This window comes from Flavobacterium algoritolerans (assembly GCF_030010385.1).
GTDB classification, from domain to species: Bacteria; Bacteroidota; Bacteroidia; order Flavobacteriales; family Flavobacteriaceae; genus Flavobacterium; species Flavobacterium algoritolerans.
This window is the reverse complement of the sequence record NZ_JASCRZ010000003.1, coordinates 87084-110829: the sequence shown is the minus strand read 5'-3', so window position 1 is coordinate 110829 and position 23746 is coordinate 87084. Positions and strand designations below refer to the sequence as shown.

Sequence of the window (23746 nt, the reverse complement as noted above, 5' to 3'; positions counted from 1 at the left end):
GGTTCCTAAAAGCAGTTATAAATATACAAAATATAAGTTTAAGTAACTGTAAATGAGTGGTTAAACTTGAATTACTCCTAAGTTAAATTTTTTCTCAATAGGCGAGTGGTTTGCCGCTTCAATACCCATAGAAATCCAGGTTCTGGTGTCTAAAGGATCGATGATTGCATCAGTCCATAATCGTGATGCTGCATAATAAGGCGAAACCTGTTCGTCATATCTAGCTTTGATTTTATCAAACAATTCTTTCTCTTTGGTTTCGTCAACCAGTTCGCCTTTTGCTTTAAGCGAAGAAGCTTCAATTTGTGCCAATACTTTCGCAGCTTGCGTTCCGCCCATAACGGCTAGTTCAGCACTAGGCCAAGCAAAAATTAATCTTGGGTCATACGCTTTTCCACACATGGCATAATTTCCGGCTCCATAGGAATTTCCTACGATAACCGTGAATTTTGGTACAACTGAATTGGATACAGCATTCACCATTTTGGCACCGTCTTTAATAATTCCGCCATGTTCAGATTTTGATCCAACCATAAAACCGGTAACATCTTGAACGAATACCAAAGGAATTTTCTTTTGGTTGCAATTAGCGATAAAACGGGTTGCTTTATCAGCGCTATCAGAGTAAATTACGCCTCCAAACTGCATCTCACCATTTTTGGTTTTTACTACTTTTCGTTGGTTGGCAACAATTCCAACTGCCCAACCGTCAATTCTGGCATAACCGGTAATAATGGTTTGACCATAACCGTCTTTATAGGCTTCAAACTCGGAATTATCAACCAGACGATTGATGATTTCCATCATATCGTACTGTTCATTTCGGGCTTTTGGTAAAACACCGTAAATTTCTTTTTCGTCTAATGCGGGTTTTTCTGATTTAATTCGGCTATAACCAGCTTTATCAAAATCGCCTATTTTGTCAACAATATTTTTTATTTTATCTAATGCGTCTTTGTCATCCTTTGCTTTGTAATCTGTAACGCCCGAAATTTCACAATGTGTAGTTGCTCCGCCTAACGTTTCGTTATCGATGCTTTCGCCAATGGCAGCTTTTACTAAATAACTTCCGGCTAAGAAAATACTTCCTGTTTTATCCACAATCATCGCTTCATCGCTCATAATTGGTAAATAAGCACCACCAGCAACACAACTTCCCATTACAGCTGCAATTTGGGTAATTCCCATGCTGCTCATTTGAGCATTATTTCTAAAAATGCGACCAAAATGCTCTTTATCCGGGAAAATCTCATCTTGCAAAGGCAAATAAACGCCTGCACTATCCACTAAATAGATGATTGGCAATCTGTTTTCCATTGCAATTTCTTGCGCACGCAGATTTTTCTTTGCAGTTATGGGAAACCAAGCACCTGCTTTTACAGTCGCATCATTAGCTACAACAATACATTGTTTTCCTTTGATATATCCTATTTTCACAACAACTCCACCAGAGGGACAGCCACCATGTTCTGCATACATTCCTTCACCAACAAACGCCCCAATTTCTATGCATTTTGCTTTTGGATCCAATAAATAATCAATACGCTCGCGTGCTGTCATTTTGCCTTCGCCATGTAATTTTTGGATACGTTTTTCACCACCTCCTAATTTGACTACGCTTAATTTTTGTCGCAATGCTGAAAGTAAAAGTTTATTGTGGTCTTCGTTTTTGTTGAAGTTCAAATCCATGATGAAATAGTGTTAAAAAAATTTTGTGCTAAAATACAAAATCCAACTAAATAAATTTTATTATTTTAATTGGATTTTGATGAAAATCGAATATATGTTTACTATTAAAACAAAAAAACAGAAGTTTATCTCTGTTTTTTTATGAATTTAATAAAAAAGTAAGTGTTTATTTTTTTGACTCATTAACTAGTCTTTTCAAAATTGCCCATTGTTTTAATGCATCACGAGCTTCAACAGCTGGATATCCTAACATGGTTTTCCCTGCTGGAATATCTCCTGTAACACCGGAACCTGCACCAACAATGGCACCATCGCCAATAGTGGTGTGGTCTTTTATAGAAGCGCTTCCGCCAATGATTACACCATTTCCTAATGTTACTGATCCTGCAAGTCCACTGTTTCCAGCCATAATACAGAATTTGCCCAATTTACTATTGTGACCTATTTGAACTAAATTATCAATTTTGCAACCATCTCCTAAAACCGTTGAACTGAATTTTCCTCTATCAACACACGAGTTAGCACCAATTTCTACACTGTTACCAATAATAACATTTCCAATTTGTGGAATTTTCACCAAACCTCTTTGTGGATCAGGACGAAAACCAAAACCATCGGCACCAATTGTTGCATTGGGATGCAAAATACAATCATTCCCAATATGACAGCGTTCTCTAATAACTGTTCCTGACCAAATCACGGTGTTTTTTCCTATTGTACATTCGTCAAGTATAGTCACATTTGGATAAATAGTTGCATTGTCTCCAACTATAACTTTAGGTCCTATATAACATCCTGCACCAATTCGGGCACCATTACAAATAGTTGCAGTTGAATCAATTACTGCTGTTGGGTGAATGTCAATTGTAAATATTGGTGTTGGAGGTGCAAAAAGTTCCAATACCTGAGACATTGCTAAATCAGCATTTTTTACTTTTATGAAAGCCCTGTCTTCTCCGGGTTCTATAGATATATCTTCGTTGACAACCGCTACACAAGCCTTGGATGCAGACCAAAATTTTTCGTATTTTTTGTTTCCAATAAATGAAATTTCAGATTCATTAGCGGCTTCAAGTTGTTCAGGCGCAGTAATACTTTGAAAAGTATTCCCGACTATTTCTCCTTTTAGAATCTCATTTATTTCTTGAATTGTGTAGGATTTCATTAAGTATATATTGGATTTGGTTGTTTAATAATTATCAAATAAAAGAATTTAGGGTTAAAATTCCTAATCTTAATAAATTCTTTAACAAGATAAAAAAGTGTTATTTATATAAGTAATAAAAATAAATTCACAACAAAAGGGAGTCTTAAAAAATTAATTTTGTTGTCTAATGTATGCTTGTACCTGATGAAATCATTTCAAATAAAATTTTCAGTTTTTATACTTTTCTTTTCTGGTTTTTCTGCAAATGCACAAATTCAGGCTTTATTTAACAGTAAAACACAACTCCGGGATTTGACTGAACGCTGGGAATTAGACACCACTTCTGTTAGAGGGACATTTTTGTTGACTCCTTATAAACCGATGTATGTTTTGCCGGTTCGATGGACAAATAATCCAAATGAACAACCTATTTCAGGAAATGTAGATCCTGATTATGTTGCTCCTGATGGAGTTGATTATAATAATATAGAAGCTAAATTCCAATTGAGTTTCAAGACCAAAGTATTGCAGGGAATTTTCTGGGGACACGGCGATTTATGGGTTGCTTATACACAAATATCACATTGGCAAATCTATAATAATGATCTTTCAAGACCCTTTAGAGAAGTGAATTACGAGCCGGAACTTATTTTGAATGTTCCTGTTAAATTTAATTTTTTGGGTTTTAAAGCCCGAATGGTAGGAGTGGCTTTCAATCACCAGTCTAACGGGAAGAGCGAACCTTTTTCAAGAAGTTGGAACAGAGTTATTCTTCATGCAGGATTAGAAAGTAAAAATTGGACAATTTATCTTAGGCCTTGGTTTTGTCTGCCTGCAGAGAAAGATGATAATCCGGATATTTCAGAATATGTTGGACGTGGTGATATAAATGTGATTTATACCAAAAATGGTAATATATTTTCTTTTATTGGCAGCCATAATCTAAATTTTAATTCAAAAACAAGAGGGAATTCATCCTTTTCCTGGTCGTATCCCATAAAAGATAATCTTAAGGGATACTTGCTAATCTCTCATGGATATGGTGAAACGCTGATTGATTATAATAATTTACAAACTACTATTGGAGTAGGGGTTTCCTTGATAGAATGGCTTTAAATTTTAAAGGAGCAATTCTTAAAAATATCGTGAAAAATCTATAGAACGGTAATTGGTATACCAAATTTCACACGTGTTTCTTTACCATCTATTTTACCTGGAGTCCATCTTGGGCCATTAACTAATAATCGTATAGCTGACAAATCCATCTCTTTATTGATACTTTTTACAACTTCGAAGTGGTTTAAAGTTCCGTCTAATTCAACATAAAATCCAATTCTTATTTCCCCTCTACCACTGTTTGGAGATTTAAAATTATTTGCTACATAATCATAAAAAGCTTTCATTCCTCCTGGGAATTCAGGTTTTACGTAGTAAGGAAAAAACGCTATTTCAGTTCCGTTTTCATCAAAACATTTTCCATTAACAAATTCTCCATTTTTAAAATTTTCGGTACGTTTTACTTGACCGTTTTCAAAATATCGAGTTTGAACGCCTTCTTGTTTGCCTTTAATATATATTGCCAGCATTTGTTTAGTGCCATTTTTATACCACTTTTCAGATGTGCCGTTTAAAATTCGTCTTTTGTAATTTGAAAAATGATCTTTGGTAAAAAGAGAATTATTGAGGTAGTAAGTTGTTCGCAATGTTCCTTCTGGACTCTCTTCATAAATAGTATAATAAATCGCATTATCTGCAGAAGGTAATTCTTTGAAATCTTCTGTAAAATATACTTTTTTCTGTGCATAAAAAGTTATGGAGGATAACAAAACGAATAATACAAGTAATTTTTTCATGGTAACGTGATGATTTTTGAACAAAAGTAACAAAAAAATCCTACAATATAGCTTTAGCTTACTGTAGGATTAAATTTAATAGTAGAATATTTTTACTCTTCTTTTTGTCCCATCATCATGAGATATGCTTTAAGGAATTCATCGATTTCTCCATTCATTACGCCTTCAACATTGCTGGTTTCATGGCCGGTTCGAACATCTTTGACTAATTTATAGGGTTGCATCACGTAATTTCTGATTTGTGAACCCCATTCTATTTTCATTTTCCCGGCTTCAATATCAGCGCGTTGTGCCTGTTTCTTTTTTAACTCAATTTCGTACAATTGAGAACGTAACATTTGCATCGCGCGTTGTCTGTTATCTTGTTGTGATCGTGTTTCAGAACATTGTATTTGAATTCCGGTTGGTTTGTGAAACAATTGTACTTTAGTTTCTACTTTATTTACATTTTGTCCTCCCGCACCACTGGATCGCGAAGTGGTAATTTCGATATCGGCAGGATTAATGTCAATTTCGATACTATCATCTACAAGCGGATACACATAAACGGATGCAAACGACGTATGACGCTTGGCATTACTGTCAAACGGTGATATTCGAACCAATCGATGTACGCCGTTTTCGCCTTTCAAATAGCCAAAGGAATAATCGCCTTCAAATTCGAGTGTTACGGTTTTTATTCCAGCTGCTTCACCTTTCTGGAAATTCAGTTCTTTGATTTTATAGCCGTATTTTTCGCCCCACATCATGTACATACGCATTTGCATTTCGGCCCAATCACAACTTTCGGTTCCACCGGCACCAGCAGTTATTTGCACAACAGCACTCAACGTATCACCTTCATCCGAAAGCATATTTTTGAATTCGATTGCTTCAATATGAGCTTGAGTGGCGTTGTAATGTTCGTCTAATTCTTCTCCGGTAAGTTCTCCTTCTCTGTAAAAATCATAGGCGAGTTGCAATTCATCCGTCATTTCGACAGCTTTATTGTAATCTTCAATCCATTTTTTCTTGTTTCTAAGATTTTTTACAATGAGTTCCGCTTCTTTTGCATTGTTCCAAAAGTCGGGAGCAAAAGTTTTCTCTTCTTCATTAGAAATCTCAATTAGCTTGGCATCAACGTCAAAGATACCTCCTCAACGCACCAAGGCGCTCCACAATACCTTTAATTTGTTCGGTAGTTGTCATAAAATTATATTAATTTGATAGGTCTGTTTTCAATATTTACAAAAAATTCCGTTGTGTAATATATTTAGTTTAGTTTTAACTGAACTAGTTTGAATTAACAAACGGTATTATGTAAATTTGTGGCACAAAAATAGAAAAATTTTACGAAGGGACAATTCGAGAATTGCCCGTACTGATAATAAAAAAATATGGAAATAAATTTAATTAGCGATACCATCACAAAGCCTTCCAACGAAATGTTGCAATATATGTTCAAAGCAGTTGTAGGTGATGATGTTTACAAACAAGATCCAACAGTTATTGAATTAGAAGCAAAAGTCGCAGCGATGTTTGGTATGGAGGCAGGACTTTTCTTCCCTTCAGGAACAATGGCCAATCAAGCAGCGATAAAATTGCATACACAGCCCGGCGAACAATTAATAGCGGATAAATACGCGCACGTTTATCATTATGAAGGTGGTGGAGTTTCTTTTAACAGCGGAGTTTCTTGCTGTTTATTAGACGGAAACCGCGGAATGATAACTGCCGAACAAGTAGCGGGAGCAATTAATGACCCTGAATTTTATCACAGTCCTTTAACGAGTTTAGTTTGTGTGGAAAACACAACCAATAAAGGTGGAGGCGCTTGTTACGAACTAGAAGACTTGCAAAGAATAAAACAGGTTTGCGATGCCAATAATTTGAAATTCCACATGGATGGCGCCCGAATTTGGAATGCATTGGTAGCCAAAAAGCAAGATCCAAAAGCATTTGGAAAATTATTCGATACTATTTCGGTTTGTTTATCCAAAGGATTGGGAGCACCAATTGGTTCTGTTTTATTGGCTGATAAAGCGACTATTCACAGAGCGTTGCGTGTTCGAAAAATATTTGGTGGCGGAATGCGTCAAGTAGGATATTTGGCAGCAGCCGGAATTTATGCTTTGGATAACAATATAGAACGCCTTGCTGAAGATCATCGTAGAGCTAAAGAAATTGCAGAAGTATTGAAAAAGTTAAGCTGGGTCGCTTCTGTAGAGCCAGTTGAGACTAATATTTTGATTTTTTCATTGGTACCAAATTGTAACGAGAAGAATCTAATTGAAGTTTTAAAACAAAAAAACATTTCAATCAGCTCGATGGGACATGGAAAATTGAGAATTGTAACGCATCTTGATTATAGAGAAGTGATGCATACTTATGTTTTGGAAACACTCCAAAAATTAGTATAATTCTGTTTGTAAAATTTGTTTAAAGTTTAAGGTTTAACGTTTTTATAGCGATGAAAAAACAGTAAACCTTAAACTTTAAACTTTTTTATTTAAAAAGATTATCCATTCCTGGAATCATTGGCATATCCATTTTTGCAACAGCATCAAGTTCAGCTTCATTTACTTTAGTAGCTTTTTCGATAGCTTTGTTTAGTACCAAAATCATATAATCTTCTAATTGTTCTTTGTCTTCCAGCAAAGAATCGTCAATAGTAATTGATTTAATGGAGCGATTGGCAGTTAGTGTCACTTTCAATAAACCATCGGTACTTTGCTCATCTATCAGGACTGTGTCTAAACGTTTTTTAGTGTCTTCTATCTTTTGTTGGGTTTCTTTAAGTTTGCCCATCATTCCCATTAAATCCATGTTTTAATTTTTTTAAATTAATTGAATCACAAAATTAGTATATTGCATAGTCATATTCAACAAAATATTCATGAAAAATAGACTCATCATAACTTCTCTTTGTGTTATTTTTGTAACTTCATTTACTAATACAAAAGCACAACAAATGTTAAAAAAAAGTCCAATTCCAGTAGCTAAAATAATTCCTAAATCATTAGAAAAACATAATGAGACAAGAATTGATAATTACTTCTGGTTAAATGACAGAGAAAATCCCGAAGTTATTGATTACCTGAATAAGGAAAACACATATTATGATGCAATGACTGCTCATACTAAAGATTTTCAAAAAGAATTGTTTGAGGAAATGAAAGGAAGAATTAAGGAAGATGATCAGTCAGTTCCTTATTTATACAACGGCTATTACTACATTACCCGTTTTGAAAAAGGGCAGGATTATCCCATTTATTCGAGAAAAAAAGGAAGTCTTTCTGCCAATGAAGAAATTTTATTCAACTGCAATGATTTGGCCAAAGGGCATTCGTACTTTCAATTAGGAGGTTTGAGTGTGAGTCCGGACAATAAATTTGCAAGTTTTGGAATAGACATTGTTGGAAGAAGAATTTACACCATACAGATAAAAAATCTTGAAACGGGAGAAATTCTTTCGGACAAAATCGAAAATGCTACAGGGAACTCAGTTTGGGCAAACGATAATAAAACCATTTTTTATACCAGACAAGACAAAGTTACCTTGCGTTCTGATAAAGTTTTTAAGCATAAATTAGCCACAGATGCTGCTGCAGATGTATTAGTTTTTAATGAAAAAGACGATACGTTCAATGTTTCTGTAGGTAAAGAAAAGTCCAAAAAATATATTGTTATAGGTTCAGGAAGTACACTAACTACTGAATATAGAATACTTAATTCTGATAATCCAGATGGAGAATTTGTTGTTTTTCAACCAAGAGTTCGTGGTTTAGAGTACAGTATTTCTCATTTTGGAGATTCTTTTTATATTCTTACCAATAATGATAAGGCGACAAATTTCAAGTTGATGAAAACGCCTGAAAACGCTACTGCAAAAGAAAATTGGAAAGATGTAATTGCCCATAGAAAAGAGGTTTTACTGGAAGATATCGAGATTTTTAGCAACTATTTGGTTGTTGAAGAACGTTCTAAGGGATTGAATCATATTCGAATAATGCCTTGGAGTGGAGCAGGAGAGTATTACTTGCCTTTTGGAAGTGAAACGTACAATGCTTACACGACCACAAATGTTGATTTTGACACGGATATCTTGCGTTACAGCTATCAATCATTAGCAACGCCATCTTCGGTTATTGATTTCAACATGAAAACCAAAGAGAAAGAAATCAAGAAAGAGCAAGAAGTTCTTGGAGGCAAATTTGATAAAAATAATTACATCGAAGAACGTGTTTGGGCCACTGCTACTGATGGAACTAAAGTGCCTATTTCTTTGGTATACCGAAAAGGATTAAAGAAAGACGGTAACAATCCTTTATTGCTTTATGCATATGGCTCTTATGGAGTTACAATGGATACTTACTTTTCATCGACACGCTTGTCTATTCTGGACAGAGGATTTGTATTTGCTATAGCACACATTCGCGGTGGAGAAGATTTAGGTAGACAATGGTATGAAGACGGAAAATTATTGAAAAAGAAAAATACATTCACTGATTTTATCGATTGCTCTAAGTTTTTAATTCAGGAAAAATATACGTCACCTAAACATTTATATGCCGAAGGCGGTTCAGCAGGAGGATTATTAATGGGAGCAGTAGTAAATATGGCACCTGAATTATACAACGGAGTGATTGCTCAAGTTCCTTTTGTGGATGTAATTACCACGATGCTTGATGATACTATTCCGCTTACAACTGGAGAATATGACGAATGGGGAAATCCAAATGTTAAAAAATATTACGATTATATGTTGTCTTATTCACCTTATGATAATGTAAAGGCTCAAAAATATCCTAATATGTTTGTTTCTACTGGACTTCATGACTCTCAAGTGCAATATTGGGAGCCTGCAAAGTGGGTTGCAAAGCTACGAACTCAAAAAACAAATGACACTGTTTTATATCTTAATACAAATATGGATGCCGGTCACGGAGGTGCTTCAGGGCGTTTTGAAGCCCTAAAGGAATTAGCAAAAGAATATAGTTTTCTATTAGATTTAGAAGAAATTAAAAACTAATTAGATTTTTTTGTTAAATTTGTAACATTCGTGTTTAGTGAAAGATTGCCACGACTAACTATTTTTTTATGAAAAAAGAAATAACTGCTTATAATAATGTCTTAGAATTAATAGGTAATACTCCACTTATTAAGCTAAATAAAGTTACTGAAAATTTAGAAGGAAATTTTTACGCTAAAGTAGAAGCTTTTAATCCGGGACATTCTTCAAAAGATAGAATAGCATTATACATAATTGAAGAAGCTGAAAGGAGAGGTATTTTATCTCCTGGTGATACCATAATTGAAACAACTTCCGGTAATACGGGTTTTAGTTTAGCAATGGTCAGTATTATAAAAGGCTACAACTGTATTCTTGCTGTTAGTTCTAAATCATCTAAAGATAAAATTGACATGCTTCGCAGCTTAGGTGCTAAAGTATATGTTTGTCCGGCGCATGTTTCTGCTGATGATGAACGTTCTTATTATAACGTCGCTAAACGTTTGCATGAAGAAACGAAAGGTTCAATTTATATTAATCAGTATTTTAATGAGTTGAATGTTGATGCGCATTATAAGTCTACCGGTCCGGAGATTTGGAAACAAACTAGCGGAGCAATTACACACTTAATTGCTTGTAGTGGAACAGGCGGAACTATTTCAGGTACTGCAAAATATTTAAAAGAACAAAATCCTACTATTAGAATTCTTGGAGTGGATGCTTTTGGGTCTGTATTGAAAAAATATCATGAAACTAGAGAATTTGATAATGAGGAAATTTATCCATATAGAATAGAAGGTCTAGGAAAAAATTTAATTCCATCTGCAACTGATTTTGATATTATTGATAAGTTCATGAAAGTTACCGATGAGGAAAGCGCTCATGCTGCACGAGAAATTACCAGAAAAGAAGGTTTATTTGTTGGATATACTTCAGGAGCAGTGATGCAAGCGATTAGACAATATGCAGAAGAAGGTGAATTTGACGCTAGTAGTAATGTAATAGCAATTTTCCCGGATCATGGTTCTCGTTATATGAGTAAAGTATTTAGCGATGATTGGATGAACGAACAAGGTTTCTTTGACAGCATCAACGAAGAAGAAGTTCAAAAAATAGAATTTATAAAATAAATTTAATATTCAATAAAAAAGTCCCATTTGCTGAGGTAAATGGGACTTTTTTATTGAATATTAAATTTGAATACTTTTTATTTAATCCAATAATTCAGAATTATTAAGTATCAATTCAATTTTTTTAATAGTGATTGTGATCTGACTCATTTGTAATTCTATATTTCTAAAAAAGAGACTAATATCTCTATTGACCCAACTTTCAGAAATAACTCTTGCGCCTAAACTAATTCTTAAAATAGCACTTTCAATTTCTGTAGTATATTTTACATTAACTGCTTGACCAATATGACATTTTTGGGCAGCAAGTCGAATGATTTCTAAAGAAGAACCTTCAAACTGATCAGATAAATCAGAATTTAATAAAGTATATAATTTTTTTACTTTATCAACAGATAAGACCTCATTGTTTTTAAAAATAAAAAAAGGAAAAATGGTACGAATATTTCTTATTCCAAATTCTTTACTGCTGTAAATCTTAGTTTTTGTTTCATCCCCGTAAATAGGCTGTAAAAAAGTGGCCTCTTTTATGGAGTCGTCCACAAAATTACAAAACATCTCAATACCCATATTTCGATATAAAATAGGTGTTTTGTAATACCTGTCCATTTCAACCACCGCAGCATTCCAGCGCATATAGGAACCATAGTTATAGCCTTCAGATAATTCATTGGAACAAAACCAGGAAGTCGGCCAATCAGAACGATTATAATATTGGTTTAATCCTTTGGGTAATGTGTTTTTTACAGATTGAATTAATTTATTGACATTTTTAGGTAAAATTAATGCACCGCAATATGGAGGACCAGTAAAGAATTTACTCCCCGTTATGGTGACAATATAGCCTCTATTTAAATAATTTTGTATGTCTTTTGGATCTAATCTTAGCTGTGAACCATCTACAATTATTTGAATTGATAAATCTTCAAGTGTATTTAGTTTTTTAATAAATTCGTCGCTGGGAGATTGATATCCTAATTTTGATTGGTCCATAGTATGTAATACTATATGTCTGCCTTCATTTCTGGTCTTAACAACGGCATCAAATACTTCCTGATCTAATTGATTAGACGTTTTTAATGCGCCATTTTGATCTCTAAAAGGGATTTGTATTAAATCAACATCTCTAAAACCTTCAATTTTAGTGTCTTTTTTAATTGGATAATTTAAAGCTGTAGTGTTTTCAAAATGACACCCTTTTAAGGCCGCAGCTACACCGCTACCAGTTTCGTCAGAGGCCACCAAAATATGTGTAATTTCTTTGTCAGAAATAATTTGTGTTATGGCTGCTATTTGGAGTGAAGAATCAGTACCTGATGGTGAAAAAATTATTTCGCTTTCCTCATTTAATTTAAAGATATGTCTAAGATTATTTTTTAGCAATTCAGAAAACTCGATTGTAGTATTTTGAAAACCTTTCTTAAGACTATTTCTAATCAATATACTTCTCACTTTATCTGTTTTATCAAAAGCAAAATTAGAAACACTTGACGCCGTCGACGAAGCAAAGGTAAATGCATCAGGTCTTGGGAATGGACGGCATCCGTATTTGTTTAGCAAATGAATCTCATCGATATTCAATCGAAGATCACCACCAGACATCAACATGTATTCTGTCGGTTTTGCAAGATTTTCGACAATTGGTTTCCAAGATTCTTTGAGTTCAGTGTTTGAATTTTTTAAACCATGAAAAGATTGAAGCTCGTCGTTTATTAATGAAGATTCAGTATTTAAAGAGGCATCATTTTTAATTAAGTTAATTAGAATATAATCAAGATTTTCTAATTTTTCCTTATCATCTTTCGGTAATAAATTATAAAAAATTCGAATCACTTCGAGAGCTGCAATATCACATAAAACAACATCTTTTTTCTCGGCATTCAATGCTTTGTACCATAGCTGCCATTCGATTCCATATCTTAAATAGACTAACGCTAAAATGGGTTTGTCTAAAAATGAGGAACCAATTATAATTGATTTGTTGGGTACAATTTTAAAAACAGTAGGCTCACTGGTTGAAGTGATAATATTGATGTTATTTATCTTTGGTACGGTATTGAATCTTTTTAAAATGCGCACTAAATAGTTCACATTTTCTTTTTCAAATAAACTGGTTCTTTTATATTGATTTTCAATTAGAATGTTGTTTGTCATAGATGTTGTAATTTAAAACGTTCTTTAGAACGATACTCTGTATTTGGAAATTTAGATTGCTAACTAAACTCATTCAATCAGGGACTATATTTTTGTAGAAGATCATAACAAAAAATAATTGTGCTCCTAACGGTTTGATGTTTCGCTTGTTTTTAAGGCGTAGCATTTCGCAAAAGTCAGCAAATATAAGAAACTTGGTAGCAGTATAAAAGATATTAAATAATACTCGTTTGCTAAATCTTCTATTTTTAGATAAAGTCAATAATTTAAACGGTATTTAGAAAATAATTTGGAGGCAAATGTCTTTTAAAAACTTATTTAGATATTACTGATTTATTGCTTGAAAATTTCAGAAAAAGGTAAAATTCTTAGGGAAGCATATAATTCCAAGAAACTATTTGGTTTGTTTTAAAACTATGTTTTCAGCCGATTTTAATAAATAACTCAAAGAATACTTTAAAGGATAAATCACAGAGGTAATATTGTTAGTTCATAAATTGTGAAACAAAAAAACTCTAGCCAAAGCTAGAGTTTAAAGTATAATTGTATCAAAATCTATTCCTCTTCCATAGTATGATATACGTTCATCACATCATCATCCTCCTCTAATTTTTCAATTAGTTTTTCTACATCAGCGACTTCAGCTTCTATAAGTTTTTTGGTGATTTGAGGGATTCTTTCAAATCCGGAAGAAAGAATTTCAAGTCCTCTATTTTCTAATTCTTTTTGAATGGTTCCAAAACTGCCAAAAGGAGCATATATTAAAATACCATCGTCATCTTCAAAAATCTCTTCAGCACCAAAATCGATTAATTCTAATTCTAATTCTTCAGGGTCGATTCCGTTTGCCGGAATTCTGAAATTACACGTGTGATCAAACATAAATTCAACAGAACCTTGAGTTCCCATAGTTCCATTGCATTTGTTAAAATAACTTCTAACATTAGCAACAGTTCTGTTATTATTATCTGTAGCTGTTTCAACTAGAATTGCAATTCCATGAGGCGCATATCCTTCAAATAAAACTTCTTTATAGTTGGCGGTGTCTTTATCAGTAGCTTTTTTAATGGCACGTTCTACATTTTCTTTTGGCATATTTACTGCCTTTGAATTCTGGATTACGGCTCTTAATCTTGAATTGGCTTCAGGATTTGGTCCGCCTTCCTTTACGGCCATTACAATATCTTTACCAATTCTGGTAAATGCTTTGGCCATTGCTGACCAACGTTTCATTTTTCTACCTTTTCTAAACTCAAACGCTCTTCCCATTTCTATTTTTTATTTTGAACTGCAAAAATACAGTTATTAGTTATTTTTTCAAAAATTTTTATTAATCAATTGGCACGTGCTTTGAAATAAAAGTATCACCGGTTACATTCCAAAAATTGATTGTATTTGCACGCTCTGAATTGAATTTATTATTGTTAGCATTATAATTACCAACTTCTTTATTCAACTCGTTTACCAATTTATTGAAATTATCCACTTCTTCCTTTGATCTGGAAGCGACTGATTTGTTATCCATTATTTTTTTAGTCTTTTGAAATTTCTGATTGAGCATCATAAAAGCAACTACTTTAGGACTAAATTCTAACGCTTCTTTTTTACTGAATTCCAATACTTTTTTGGTAGCATTTACCAGTATTAAATCATTATTGTAGGCTTTAAATGTTTTTAGTTTATCCAAACCCTCATTCGAATATTGTTCTAATGCATTACTGTTTTGTTGAATAGCATTCAAATTGTTTTCAGCAATAGCATTCATCAAAAGAGATTCTGTGAAATTTACTTTGAAAAAAATCAGAAATAATTGGGTATGATTTTCAAAAACTTCATTGGAGATTTTCATTTTTTTACCCAATTCACTTTTATCTTCTCCAATTTGGATGCCATATTTAGTTGCAAATATTTTTTGGTTGGCATTCAATTTATCCACTTCTTCATTGATTTTAGTATTGACCAAGTCTCTTGCCAAAATAAAAGCTTCCATAAAATCATAGGATTGTTCCGCCACTTCCTGCATGTTTATGATTTTTTCATATTCCTGATTGATTTGTTTTTCAGAAATTGATAAATAAGCTAGTAGTTGGTCTTTATATTCAACATCACCTTTATACCCATCTTTTAAAGCTTCTATTTTTTTAGTGGCATTTTGGATACTTTTTACCAATGTTTTACGCGTTACATCAATTCTTCGGGCATTTTTACTATGTGCAACTGCCGAAGTGTATTTCCATGTTGTTCGAGAAATAGCATCAGTTTCTTTGCCAATGTAATTCAAATAGTCAACAGGAGTTTTGAATTCTTGCGCATTAGAAAAGGTAATTATAATTAAAAAGAGGAACAAAGTAAAGGTTAGTTTCATTTTTTTTGGTTGGTTATTTATTTAAATTCTTATAATCGTTTATTATAGCAATTGCTTCTTCTAAATAAGGATTGTTTTTTACCTCTTTGATTTTATAGCGATTAATATCTTGTTGAAAAACATCAAATTTTAATTGCTCCAAATCAAAGGAATTATTCGAAATGGTACTGTTACTTTCGCTTTCCACAATTTTTTTGACTTTTTTCCAAAGCGAATCAATTTCATGAATATCATTGAATACATCTTTAAAAACTAAGCGAGTCGGTTTTTTGGGATTGTTATAAAGTGCATTTATCTGCTTGTTGGCCAAACTAATTTCATTGAAACGAGAGGCATTTTTCACTCTTGAATTACTTAATTCGACTATTTTGGGGAAATAGGTTTTTGAAAACGGATTAAATCTTGCTTTTGTGGTAATCATATCATATTTCAAAGCAGTTTTAAAACTAATTTCTCGCTGAATGATGCTGTCAAATAAAACTGGTACAGCAATATCTGGAACAATCCCTTTTATCTGGTGGCTGTCACCGGTAATTCTGTAGAATTTTTCAATAGTTAGTTTTACAAAACCCTGTTGATTGTTTTCGTCCAATGGTAGAATAGTTTGCATGGAAGCCTTGCCTAACGATGTACTGCCAATGATGATTGCCCGGTTATAATCCTGCATTGAGGCCGCAAAAAATTCGCTTGCCGATGCTGAATTTCCGTTGATTAATAGCACAATTGGACCATTGTATGCGCTGCCACGATTCCCGTCTTTTAAAATGGTTTGCTTATTTTTATTATTTACCAAAACAGATACTGGACCAATATCTAAAAACATTCCGGCTAATTTAATGGCTTCTTCCATTGATCCACCGCCATTGTCTTGAAGATCGATTACTAAACCTTCAACATTGTCTTTTTGAAGTTTCACAATTTCTTTGGCAACATCATCAGCGCAACCTTGAATAGAATATCCATCGAAATTAGAATAAAAACTAGGAATATTGATGTACCCAATTTTAGTTTCCGCTTCGGCAATATAACTGAAAACAGCATTTTCAGTGGCTTTCATTACTTGCTTTCTCAGGCGTACAGATTGTACTGTTCCATTTTTTTTCTGAATGGTCAACTCAATTTCTATATTCGAATCAGAAAAAATTAATTCTCCAATTTTTTCTATGGAAGAACAGGAAACAGAATATGCATCTCCTTTGGTATTAGATACTTTCAGGATTACATCGTCTTTTTCAAACTTATCCGTTTTGGCCGCTGGACCACCGGGGACAATTTCTTCGATGATAATTTCTTCTTTTTCATTAAATCCAATATTTAATCCCAATGAAAGATTACTCGTTGATAAACCCGACATAAAACTGGATTTAGCATCCATTGAAAAATAATTGGAATGAGGATCAAAATAGGTGCAAAAAATATTCAAAAAATTATTTTGAAGGTCATTTTCTAATCTGTTAGTGTCTCCAAGAATACTATTTACTTTGCATAAGTTGGTGTCAAATATTTTTGCTTTAGAAGTTTTTTCGAGCTTTGAAAAATTCTGCGTCAGTGAATCTAAATTCGAACTCAATTTAGAAATGTCTTCCAGAATATCATACTTAATTCTCTTTCTCCAAACTCTTTCGATATCCGTTAAAACCAAATCAAAAGGGAAGTTTTTCTTCGAAAATTTAACGGAGTCATTCGTATTGTAATCAAAAGTCTCCTGTTGTATCTTTTCTAAAATTTTCTTTTTTCGGACTAAAGCCAATTTATAAACAGCAACAAAATCACTCATAAAAGAACAATTATTCTGTAAGATATAATTGTCCAGTTGAAGTCTATGCTCACATAGTTTTTGATATTCAATCTTGGTAAACAAGTTTCGGTTAGAGTCCAAAACATCCAAAAAACTATCAAAAACAAAAACCGATAAACTGTCGTCTACCGGTTTTGGTTGGTAATGTTCACGTTGTATTAACGCATTTATTTTAGAAAGTGTTTCACAAGTTTTTGCATCATTTTGACCCAAAAGTGAAAATGTAGTCAGCAACAATACAAGTGAAAGTTTCTTCATTTATTATTATTTCTTGTAAAAAGGTAATTTCACCACTTTTGCAGGAACATCATTTTTACGGATTCTTATAAAAATGTCACTTTCCAAAGCACTATTTTCAACAGTTACATAACCCAAACCAATTCCTTTGTTCATGGATGGAGACATTGTTCCCGAAGTTACAATTCCGATTACTTTTCCTGAAGCATCCACAATTTCGTAATCATGTCTTGGCACTGCACGTTCTTGCATTTCAAAAGCGACTAATTTTTTAGTAACTCCGGCTTCTTTTTGTTTTTTTAGATTTTCTGAATTCGTGAATTCTTTAGTGAACTTCGTAATCCATCCCAAACCAGCTTCCAGTGGTGAAGTCGTATCGTTGATGTCATTTCCGTACAAACAGAAACCCATTTCTAATCGCAATGTATCACGAGCCGCAAGACCAATTGGCTTGATGCCAAAAGGGGCACCCGCTTCAAAAACTTTATTCCAAATTTGTTCTACTTCTGAATTTTTACAATAAATCTCAAAACCTCCAGAACCCGTATATCCTGTGGCCGAAATAATTACGTTTTCGATACCGGCAAAATCACCCACTTCAAAATGGTAATACGGAATCGCAGATAAATCCTTTGACGATAATGATTGCATCGCTTCAACCGCTTTTGGTCCTTGAATCGCCAATAATGAATAATCATCAGATAGGTTTCTCATCTCTACACCCAAATCATTATGAGCCGAAATCCAATCCCAATCCTTGTCAATATTCGAAGCATTTACCACTAATAAATATTGCTCGTCTTTCATTTTATAAACAATCAAATCGTCTACAATTCCACCGTCATTGTTCGGTAAACAAGAATATTGTGCTCTTCCTATTGTCAAAGTTGAAGCATCATTCGAAGTCACTTTTTGAATTAAAGCCAATGCATTTGGACCCGTAAGCAAGAATTCGCCCATGTGAGAAACGTCAAAAACACCCACGGCATTACGTACCGTTTCATGTTCTGCATTCACACCTTCATATAAAATAGGCATATTGTATCCGGCAAACGGAAGCATTTTTGCTCCCAAACTCTCGTGTATGTGCGTAAGCGCAGTATTTTTCATTGTGTTTTAATATAAAATTTGAAGTCGCTAATTTATTGATTTTATTTCGGGTGACAAAGGCGGAGCGAAGCAAAGTTTAAAGTTTCAAACGTTTTCGGAATAATTCGTGCTGTAGGATTTATAGTCATTTTTTTAGGAGCTAATTCCTGCTATTCGCTCTATCTTTAATTAAAGCTTCCAGCCTTCAAAAGGCTAGAAGCTTTAATTAAAGGATGCCGCTGCTATCAGGGCTAGGGAATTTCGATTCAATTAACGAATTTGTTTCCTATTAAATTCGTAATTTTAAACAAACAAATTTCAATGACGAATCCCATTTACATCAACCAAAAAGAAATCCAGAAACGATACAAACAGCCAGGTAAGCATACTCACAAAGGAATTCAGGGACATGCTTTAATCATTGGCGGAAGTTATGGAAAAATAGGAGCAGTAAGTTTGTCTGCCAAAGCTTGTTTGAAAACCGGTTGCGGATTAGTCACCGTTTTTATTCCGAAATGTGGCTACACAATTCTGCAAACCGCCATTCCCGAAGTTATGGTTCTTACAGATATTCAAGAGGAAAAAATTTCTAATATCACTTTCGAAATTGCACCACAAGCTATAGGAATTGGTCCCGGTTTAGGTCAGAAAATAGAAACTCAAAAGGCATTGCATCAGTTTTTAAAAACGAATAAAACGTCTTTAGTAATCGATGCCGATGCGTTGAATATTTTATCCCAAAACAAAGAATGGCTTTCTTTAGTGCCGCCCAAAACCATCCTAACACCACATCCCAAAGAACTGGAACGATTGATAGGAAAATGGTATTCCGAAGAAGAAAAAATCAATAACACAATCTCTTTTTCAAAACAACACCAAGTAATAATCGTAATGAAAGGCGCACCAACCCAAATCATAGATGGAGAAACTGTTTATGAAAATACTACTGGAAATGCCGCTTTGGCAACCGCAGGAAGTGGCGATGTTTTAACGGGAATGATTACCAGTTTATTGGCACAATCTTACGAACCCATTAGTGCAGCAATTCTTGGAGTGTATCTTCACGGATTAACTGCCGATATTGCATTACCCGAAACCGGATATCAATCTTTTATCGCTTCAGATGTTATTGCAAATATTGGGAAAGCCTTTTTGAGTATTACAGTATAAAAAAAGCCCTTACTAAAGGGCTTTCGGAATTATAGTTGCAAACTGTTTAATAAATCAATCAGTTTGATATCTGAGGGTCTGGGAGCGTCGAAATTTACAATATTTCCATTTGGATCAATAAGAATGAATCTGGGAATTTCCTTGATACCATATCCTTTAATAAATTCGGAATTGAAGTCCATATCTGCTAATAATTGAATTCCTCCCAATTGTTTTGTGTTTACCAGATTGCTCCATTTTTGTCGGTCTTTAATGTTATCAACTGAAATGCTAACAAACTGAATATTTTTACCTTGGTATTGTTCTTCCACTTTTTTCAAGGATGGTACTTCCTTAAGACAAGGACCACACCACGTTGCCCAAACATCAATGTAAACATATTTTCCTTTTAGACTTTCTAAAGATGTTCTTCCTCCTTTTTGGTTTTCGTAATCAAATTGTGGAGATGCTTTATACGATTGTGTCGCTATTATATTATTATAAATTGAAGTAAGACTTTCTTTTAATTTTTGATTATTTGTGTTTGAAAGATATTCTTGGTATATTTTTTCATAATTGGCATAATCAACATTTACGTCATAAATGGAATTCTGAATTATTAAATTTTTAAGGTTTTGACTTTTAATAGCTTTAATACCATTGATTTTAGCAATAATAAAATCAATATCAGTTCCGTCAAATTTTATATTATTAAAGAATTTCAACACAGCTAATTTTTGATACTCACGGGAAAATAAAAAATCAGCATCATTATCTAAATCTATTTTTTTATCAAATTTTGGAAATTTATCTGAAACTTGAAATCCTTTTAAGTGAGCATAGAAATTATGATAATTTTCATAAAACAAGAAGTGTTTTTGCTCTAAATAATTAATATTAGCAACCTCTTTTTCTTTGAAATAGTCATTAGTAAATTTAGTTTTATTGTACAAGGCTGAAATAGAAGTTTTAATTTCATTTACTTTATTCAGGAACTCCATTTCATCTAATTTATACAATTCTTCATCTGAAATTTGAGAGATTATATTTGATTTTTTAGCTATATATTCATTCTCAACACTTCGTATGCCTTTATATTTTATACTTGCATTAAAGACTTTATCATCAGCTATCAGCATTAGTTTTGTCTCTTTTGACAAATAGATTGGTAGGCTGTTTTTGCTAGTTTCAAGGGTGTAAATTCCATCATAAGCTATGCTTATGTTCTCCGAAAAACTACCATCAGCATTTAATTTGATTTCTTTTTCAAATGATTGTCCTTTAATACTGATTGTCCCATTCTCTGTATTTGTAATTTTTCCCGAAATTGTTATTAGCTCTTTTGAAGTTGTAAACGAGGCTAAAACTATAATTAGCAATAGATAAATAGTTTTTTTCATATTTGGTTATTTATAAAGTAATTCAAATATAAACTATTTCTTATAAAAATTATTGCTTAATTTTCAGATTATAAAATAAAAGATATTGTTTGTTATTATAAATTTTGACGCAAATATTGGGAAAGCTTTTTTGAGTTTAGAAAAATTGGAGTAAATAGCGCTCACAAATGAATTTTATCCTACTTATTTGTAAGTTTGTATCCAAGCAAAATTGCTTTATCCAATTCGATTATGGAAAAAACACCCCATCTTAGAACCGTAAATGTTACGCGATACATCACTCCTTTGCGGGAAGGCGGTTCTTTACCTGCGCTCGCTGAAGCCGATGATGATTTTAAATATGTATTGAAATTCAAAGGTGCCGGACACGGTGTAAAAGCCTTGATTGCCGAATTAATCGGAGGAGAAATTTCCCGTGTTTTAAACCTAAAAATGCCAGAACTCGTTTTCGCAAATCTCGACGAAGCCTTTGGGCGTTCCGAAGGCGATGAAGAAATTCAAGATTTACTTCAAGGCAGTCAAGGACTTAATTTGGCGTTGCATTATTTATCGGGAGCCATAAATTTTGATCCTGTTGTCACTTTGGTTGATCCAAAATTAGCGTCCCAAATTGTTTGGTTAGATGCTTTTATCACCAATGTCGACAGAACGTTTAGAAACACCAACATGTTGATTTGGCATAAGGAATTGTGGTTGATCGATCACGGTGCCAGTCTTTATTTTCATCATTCGTGGACCAATTGGGAAAAGCATGCACAAAGCCCTTTTGCATTGATAAAAGACCATGTATTGTTGCCTCAGGCTTCCTTGTTGCCAGAAACTGATGTGATATTCAAAAAAATATTGACAGACGATGTATTACAAAATATTGTGAATCTGATTCCGGAGGATTGGTTGCAATGGGAAGATACCGATGAAACTCCGGAAGCCATTCGAGAAGTCTATTTCCAGTTTTTATCCATACGTTTGAATCATTCCGAAATTTTTATAAACGAAGCACAAAATGCAAGAGAAGCACTTATATGAGTATGCCGTAATCCGGGTTGTGCCAAGGGTAGAACGCGAAGAATTCCTCAATGTGGGTATTATTCTCTTTTGTAAAAAAGCGAAGTTTATAAAAGTGCTTTGCTCGATGAACGAAGCCAAATTGCAACTATTTTCAGCCGATTTAGATTTGGAACAATTGCATTTAAATTTACAGGCATTCGAGAAAGTGGCGCATGGCGAAAAATCAGGAGGACCAATAGGACAATTTGATATTCCATCACGTTTCCGGTGGTTAACAGCACTTCGCAGTTCAGCTATTCAAACCTCAAGACCGCATCCGGGATTGTGTGATGATTTGGAACAAACAACGCAACGCTTGTTTGAAGAAATGGTATTGTAAATAAATTTGAAAAGGAAAAACTGTTGGAAAGTCATTTCGCAAACAAAATACTTTTTTATAGTCAACATTAGAACATTAAAAATTAAGAAATGCTATTCAGGTGACGTGCAAGATGCATGCCCATACTAAAGCAAGCCTGAAGAAGATAGCCGCCGGTGGGTGCATCCCAGTCCAGCATTTCGCCAATACAATAATGACTTTTCTTGTTTTTAAATTGAAAATTTTCATCCACAGCATTCAGTTGAATACCGCCTGTTGTGGATATTGCATCGTTCAATAGGGCAGAGCCGGTGATTTCGATACTCAGTTTTTTAATGTTTTGTGCTAATAATTCCCGATTTAGGTAGGTTTCTTTCGAAAGGTATTTTTTCAAAAGACCAATCTGCGCAGCACTCAATTTAACTTCTTTTTGTAGTGTTTCGCTCGTCTTTTTAAAAGTTGATTTTCTAATCTTTTCGAGCAAATCATCATACCGTAACGTTGGTTTCATATCCAGAAAAATTGTTGCCTTGTATTGGCTTTCCAATTCCTTTCTAATCTGTGGACTCAGGGCATAAATCGCATTCCCTTCTAAACCGAAACGTGTGATTACCGCTTCGCCTTTTTGTCTTTTATTCAAACAGCTTATGGCTATATTTTTAAGCGGACTGCCTTCATGTTCCAAAATAAAATCTTCCGGCCAGTTCACACGATACGCACAATTGGATGATTGAAAAGGAACAATAGCAATATCTTGCTTTTCGAACAAGTCAAGCCAAGTGCCATCTGAACCGGTTACTTTCCAGCTCCCACCGCCCAAGGCAAAAATGGTATAATCTGATTGTATTGCTGTATCCGTATTGAAAATAATGGCATCGTCGCTGGTCCAACCTTTCCAAGTATGTTGGTATTGAATAGCAACACCTTGTTTAGTCAAAACATCAAGTATTGCGTTGAGCACAGTTATGGGTTTGATGCCACTTTCAGGATATATGCGTTTGCTGCTGCCGATGTAGGTTGGAATACCGATAGAATGAATCCATTTCCGAAAATCGTCGTTGTCAAAATCAAGGAGTGCTTTTTCCAGAAAATGGGGTGGCGTATAGCGCGCAATCAATTCAGCTATTGGTTCCGAATGGGTAAGGTTAAATCCTCCTTTTCCCGCTACCAGAAATTTCCTTCCTAGTGTTTTATTTTTCTCGTAGATGGTAACGGTAAATTTCTTGCAATCCAGCAATGCAGCGAGTATAAGTGCTGCGGGTCCTCCTCCAATAATTGAAACTGATTTCTTCACGCTGCAAAAATACGGTTTGTTTTACCCATTAACCTTGATATGAGGTTTTATATTAGCTATTGTATTAGTAAGGCAAAAAAAAGGC

The 23746-nt window shown here is 33.8% G+C and carries 19 protein-coding genes; 7 read left to right on the top strand and 12 right to left on the bottom strand.

The window, feature by feature from the left end; translation table 11 throughout:
* Positions 1 to 60: 60 nt before the first annotated feature.
* Together QLS65_RS08315 and lpxD are read right to left on the bottom strand one after the other, a co-directional pair.
* Positions 61 to 1689, bottom strand: a complete 1629-nt coding sequence (locus QLS65_RS08315) for an acyl-CoA carboxylase subunit beta (RefSeq protein ID WP_282716659.1) — start codon at positions 1687 to 1689, stop codon at positions 61 to 63.
* A 166-nt stretch (positions 1690 to 1855) separates the two neighbouring features.
* Complete coding sequence (gene lpxD, locus QLS65_RS08310; protein WP_282716657.1) at positions 1856 to 2854, bottom strand: UDP-3-O-(3-hydroxymyristoyl)glucosamine N-acyltransferase; 999 nt, start codon at positions 2852 to 2854, stop codon at positions 1856 to 1858.
* A 186-nt stretch (positions 2855 to 3040) separates the two neighbouring features.
* On the opposite strand from lpxD, the gene QLS65_RS08305 reads away from it, so the two are divergent.
* Complete coding sequence (locus tag QLS65_RS08305) at positions 3041 to 3952, top strand: phospholipase A (protein ID WP_282716656.1); 912 nt, start codon at positions 3041 to 3043, stop codon at positions 3950 to 3952.
* 38 nt (positions 3953 to 3990) lie between these two features.
* On the opposite strand, the gene QLS65_RS08300 is transcribed toward QLS65_RS08305, so the two are convergent.
* A complete protein-coding gene (locus QLS65_RS08300; RefSeq protein WP_282716654.1) occupies positions 3991 to 4689 on the bottom strand; it encodes an energy transducer TonB in 699 nt (232 codons plus the stop codon).
* A gap of 92 nt (positions 4690 to 4781) precedes the next feature.
* A protein-coding gene (gene prfB, locus QLS65_RS08295; RefSeq protein WP_282716639.1) for a peptide chain release factor 2 occupies positions 4782 to 5877 on the bottom strand; the annotation gives its coding sequence in 2 pieces (ribosomal slippage) (positions 4782 to 5813 and positions 5815 to 5877; 1095 coding nt in all).
* A 188-nt stretch (positions 5878 to 6065) separates the two neighbouring features.
* On the opposite strand from prfB, the gene QLS65_RS08290 reads away from it, so the two are divergent.
* On the top strand, positions 6066 to 7088 hold the full coding sequence (locus QLS65_RS08290) for a threonine aldolase family protein (protein WP_099715716.1): 1023 nt from the start codon (positions 6066 to 6068) through the stop codon (positions 7086 to 7088).
* 85 nt (positions 7089 to 7173) lie between these two features.
* Here QLS65_RS08290 and QLS65_RS08285 read toward each other — a convergent pair whose 3' ends face one another.
* Complete coding sequence (locus QLS65_RS08285) at positions 7174 to 7494, bottom strand: YbaB/EbfC family nucleoid-associated protein (protein WP_099715715.1); 321 nt, start codon at positions 7492 to 7494, stop codon at positions 7174 to 7176.
* A gap of 145 nt (positions 7495 to 7639) precedes the next feature.
* Between QLS65_RS08285 and QLS65_RS08280 the strand changes: the two genes are divergently transcribed.
* Positions 7640 to 9700: a S9 family peptidase gene (locus QLS65_RS08280; RefSeq protein ID WP_428831877.1), complete on the top strand. Its 2061-nt coding sequence runs from the start codon at positions 7640 to 7642 to the stop codon at positions 9698 to 9700.
* Between the two features lie 68 nt (positions 9701 to 9768).
* Positions 9769 to 10809 carry a cysteate synthase gene (capA, locus tag QLS65_RS08275; RefSeq protein WP_282716634.1) on the top strand — a complete coding sequence of 347 codons (1041 nt, stop codon included), beginning with the start codon at positions 9769 to 9771 and terminating at the stop codon, positions 10807 to 10809.
* Positions 10810 to 10890: 81 nt separating this feature from the next.
* On the opposite strand, the gene QLS65_RS08270 is transcribed toward capA, so the two are convergent.
* The 5 genes from QLS65_RS08270 to gcvT all read right to left on the bottom strand — a co-directional run bounded on the left by QLS65_RS08270 (position 10891) and on the right by gcvT (position 18473).
* Positions 10891 to 12963 (bottom strand): hypothetical protein, encoded by a 2073-nt coding sequence (locus QLS65_RS08270; RefSeq protein ID WP_282716632.1) that lies wholly within the window; start codon positions 12961 to 12963, stop codon positions 10891 to 10893.
* Between the two features lie 555 nt (positions 12964 to 13518).
* Positions 13519 to 14232, bottom strand: a complete 714-nt coding sequence (locus QLS65_RS08265; protein WP_282716630.1) for a YebC/PmpR family DNA-binding transcriptional regulator — start codon at positions 14230 to 14232, stop codon at positions 13519 to 13521.
* Positions 14233 to 14293: 61 nt separating this feature from the next.
* A complete protein-coding gene (locus QLS65_RS08260; RefSeq protein ID WP_282716628.1) occupies positions 14294 to 15328 on the bottom strand; it encodes an LIC11966 family surface protein in 1035 nt (344 codons plus the stop codon).
* Positions 15329 to 15341: 13 nt separating this feature from the next.
* Positions 15342 to 17384 carry a S41 family peptidase gene (locus QLS65_RS08255; RefSeq protein ID WP_282716626.1) on the bottom strand — a complete coding sequence of 681 codons (2043 nt, stop codon included), beginning with the start codon at positions 17382 to 17384 and terminating at the stop codon, positions 15342 to 15344.
* A 6-nt stretch (positions 17385 to 17390) separates the two neighbouring features.
* Positions 17391 to 18473, bottom strand: a complete 1083-nt coding sequence (gene gcvT, locus QLS65_RS08250) for a glycine cleavage system aminomethyltransferase GcvT (protein ID WP_282716624.1) — start codon at positions 18471 to 18473, stop codon at positions 17391 to 17393.
* A gap of 300 nt (positions 18474 to 18773) precedes the next feature.
* On the opposite strand from gcvT, the gene QLS65_RS08245 reads away from it, so the two are divergent.
* Positions 18774 to 19622, top strand: coding sequence for an NAD(P)H-hydrate dehydratase (locus tag QLS65_RS08245; RefSeq protein ID WP_282716622.1), 849 nt, complete (start codon positions 18774 to 18776; stop codon positions 19620 to 19622).
* A 29-nt stretch (positions 19623 to 19651) separates the two neighbouring features.
* On the opposite strand, the gene QLS65_RS08240 is transcribed toward QLS65_RS08245, so the two are convergent.
* A complete protein-coding gene (locus QLS65_RS08240) occupies positions 19652 to 21001 on the bottom strand; it encodes a TlpA family protein disulfide reductase (RefSeq protein WP_282716620.1) in 1350 nt (449 codons plus the stop codon).
* Between the two features lie 231 nt (positions 21002 to 21232).
* On the opposite strand from QLS65_RS08240, the gene QLS65_RS08235 reads away from it, so the two are divergent.
* Both QLS65_RS08235 and QLS65_RS08230 read left to right on the top strand, forming a co-directional pair.
* Positions 21233 to 22027 (top strand): HipA family kinase, encoded by a 795-nt coding sequence (locus QLS65_RS08235; RefSeq protein WP_282716618.1) that lies wholly within the window; start codon positions 21233 to 21235, stop codon positions 22025 to 22027.
* Positions 22005 to 22388, top strand: a complete 384-nt coding sequence (locus QLS65_RS08230) for a DUF3037 domain-containing protein (RefSeq protein WP_282716614.1) — start codon at positions 22005 to 22007, stop codon at positions 22386 to 22388. The genes QLS65_RS08235 and QLS65_RS08230 overlap by 23 nt, the downstream gene beginning before the upstream one ends.
* 82 nt (positions 22389 to 22470) lie before the next feature.
* On the opposite strand, the gene QLS65_RS08225 is transcribed toward QLS65_RS08230, so the two are convergent.
* Positions 22471 to 23661, bottom strand: a complete 1191-nt coding sequence (locus QLS65_RS08225; RefSeq protein WP_282716609.1) for a BaiN/RdsA family NAD(P)/FAD-dependent oxidoreductase — start codon at positions 23659 to 23661, stop codon at positions 22471 to 22473.
* Positions 23662 to 23746: the final 85 nt, after the last annotated feature.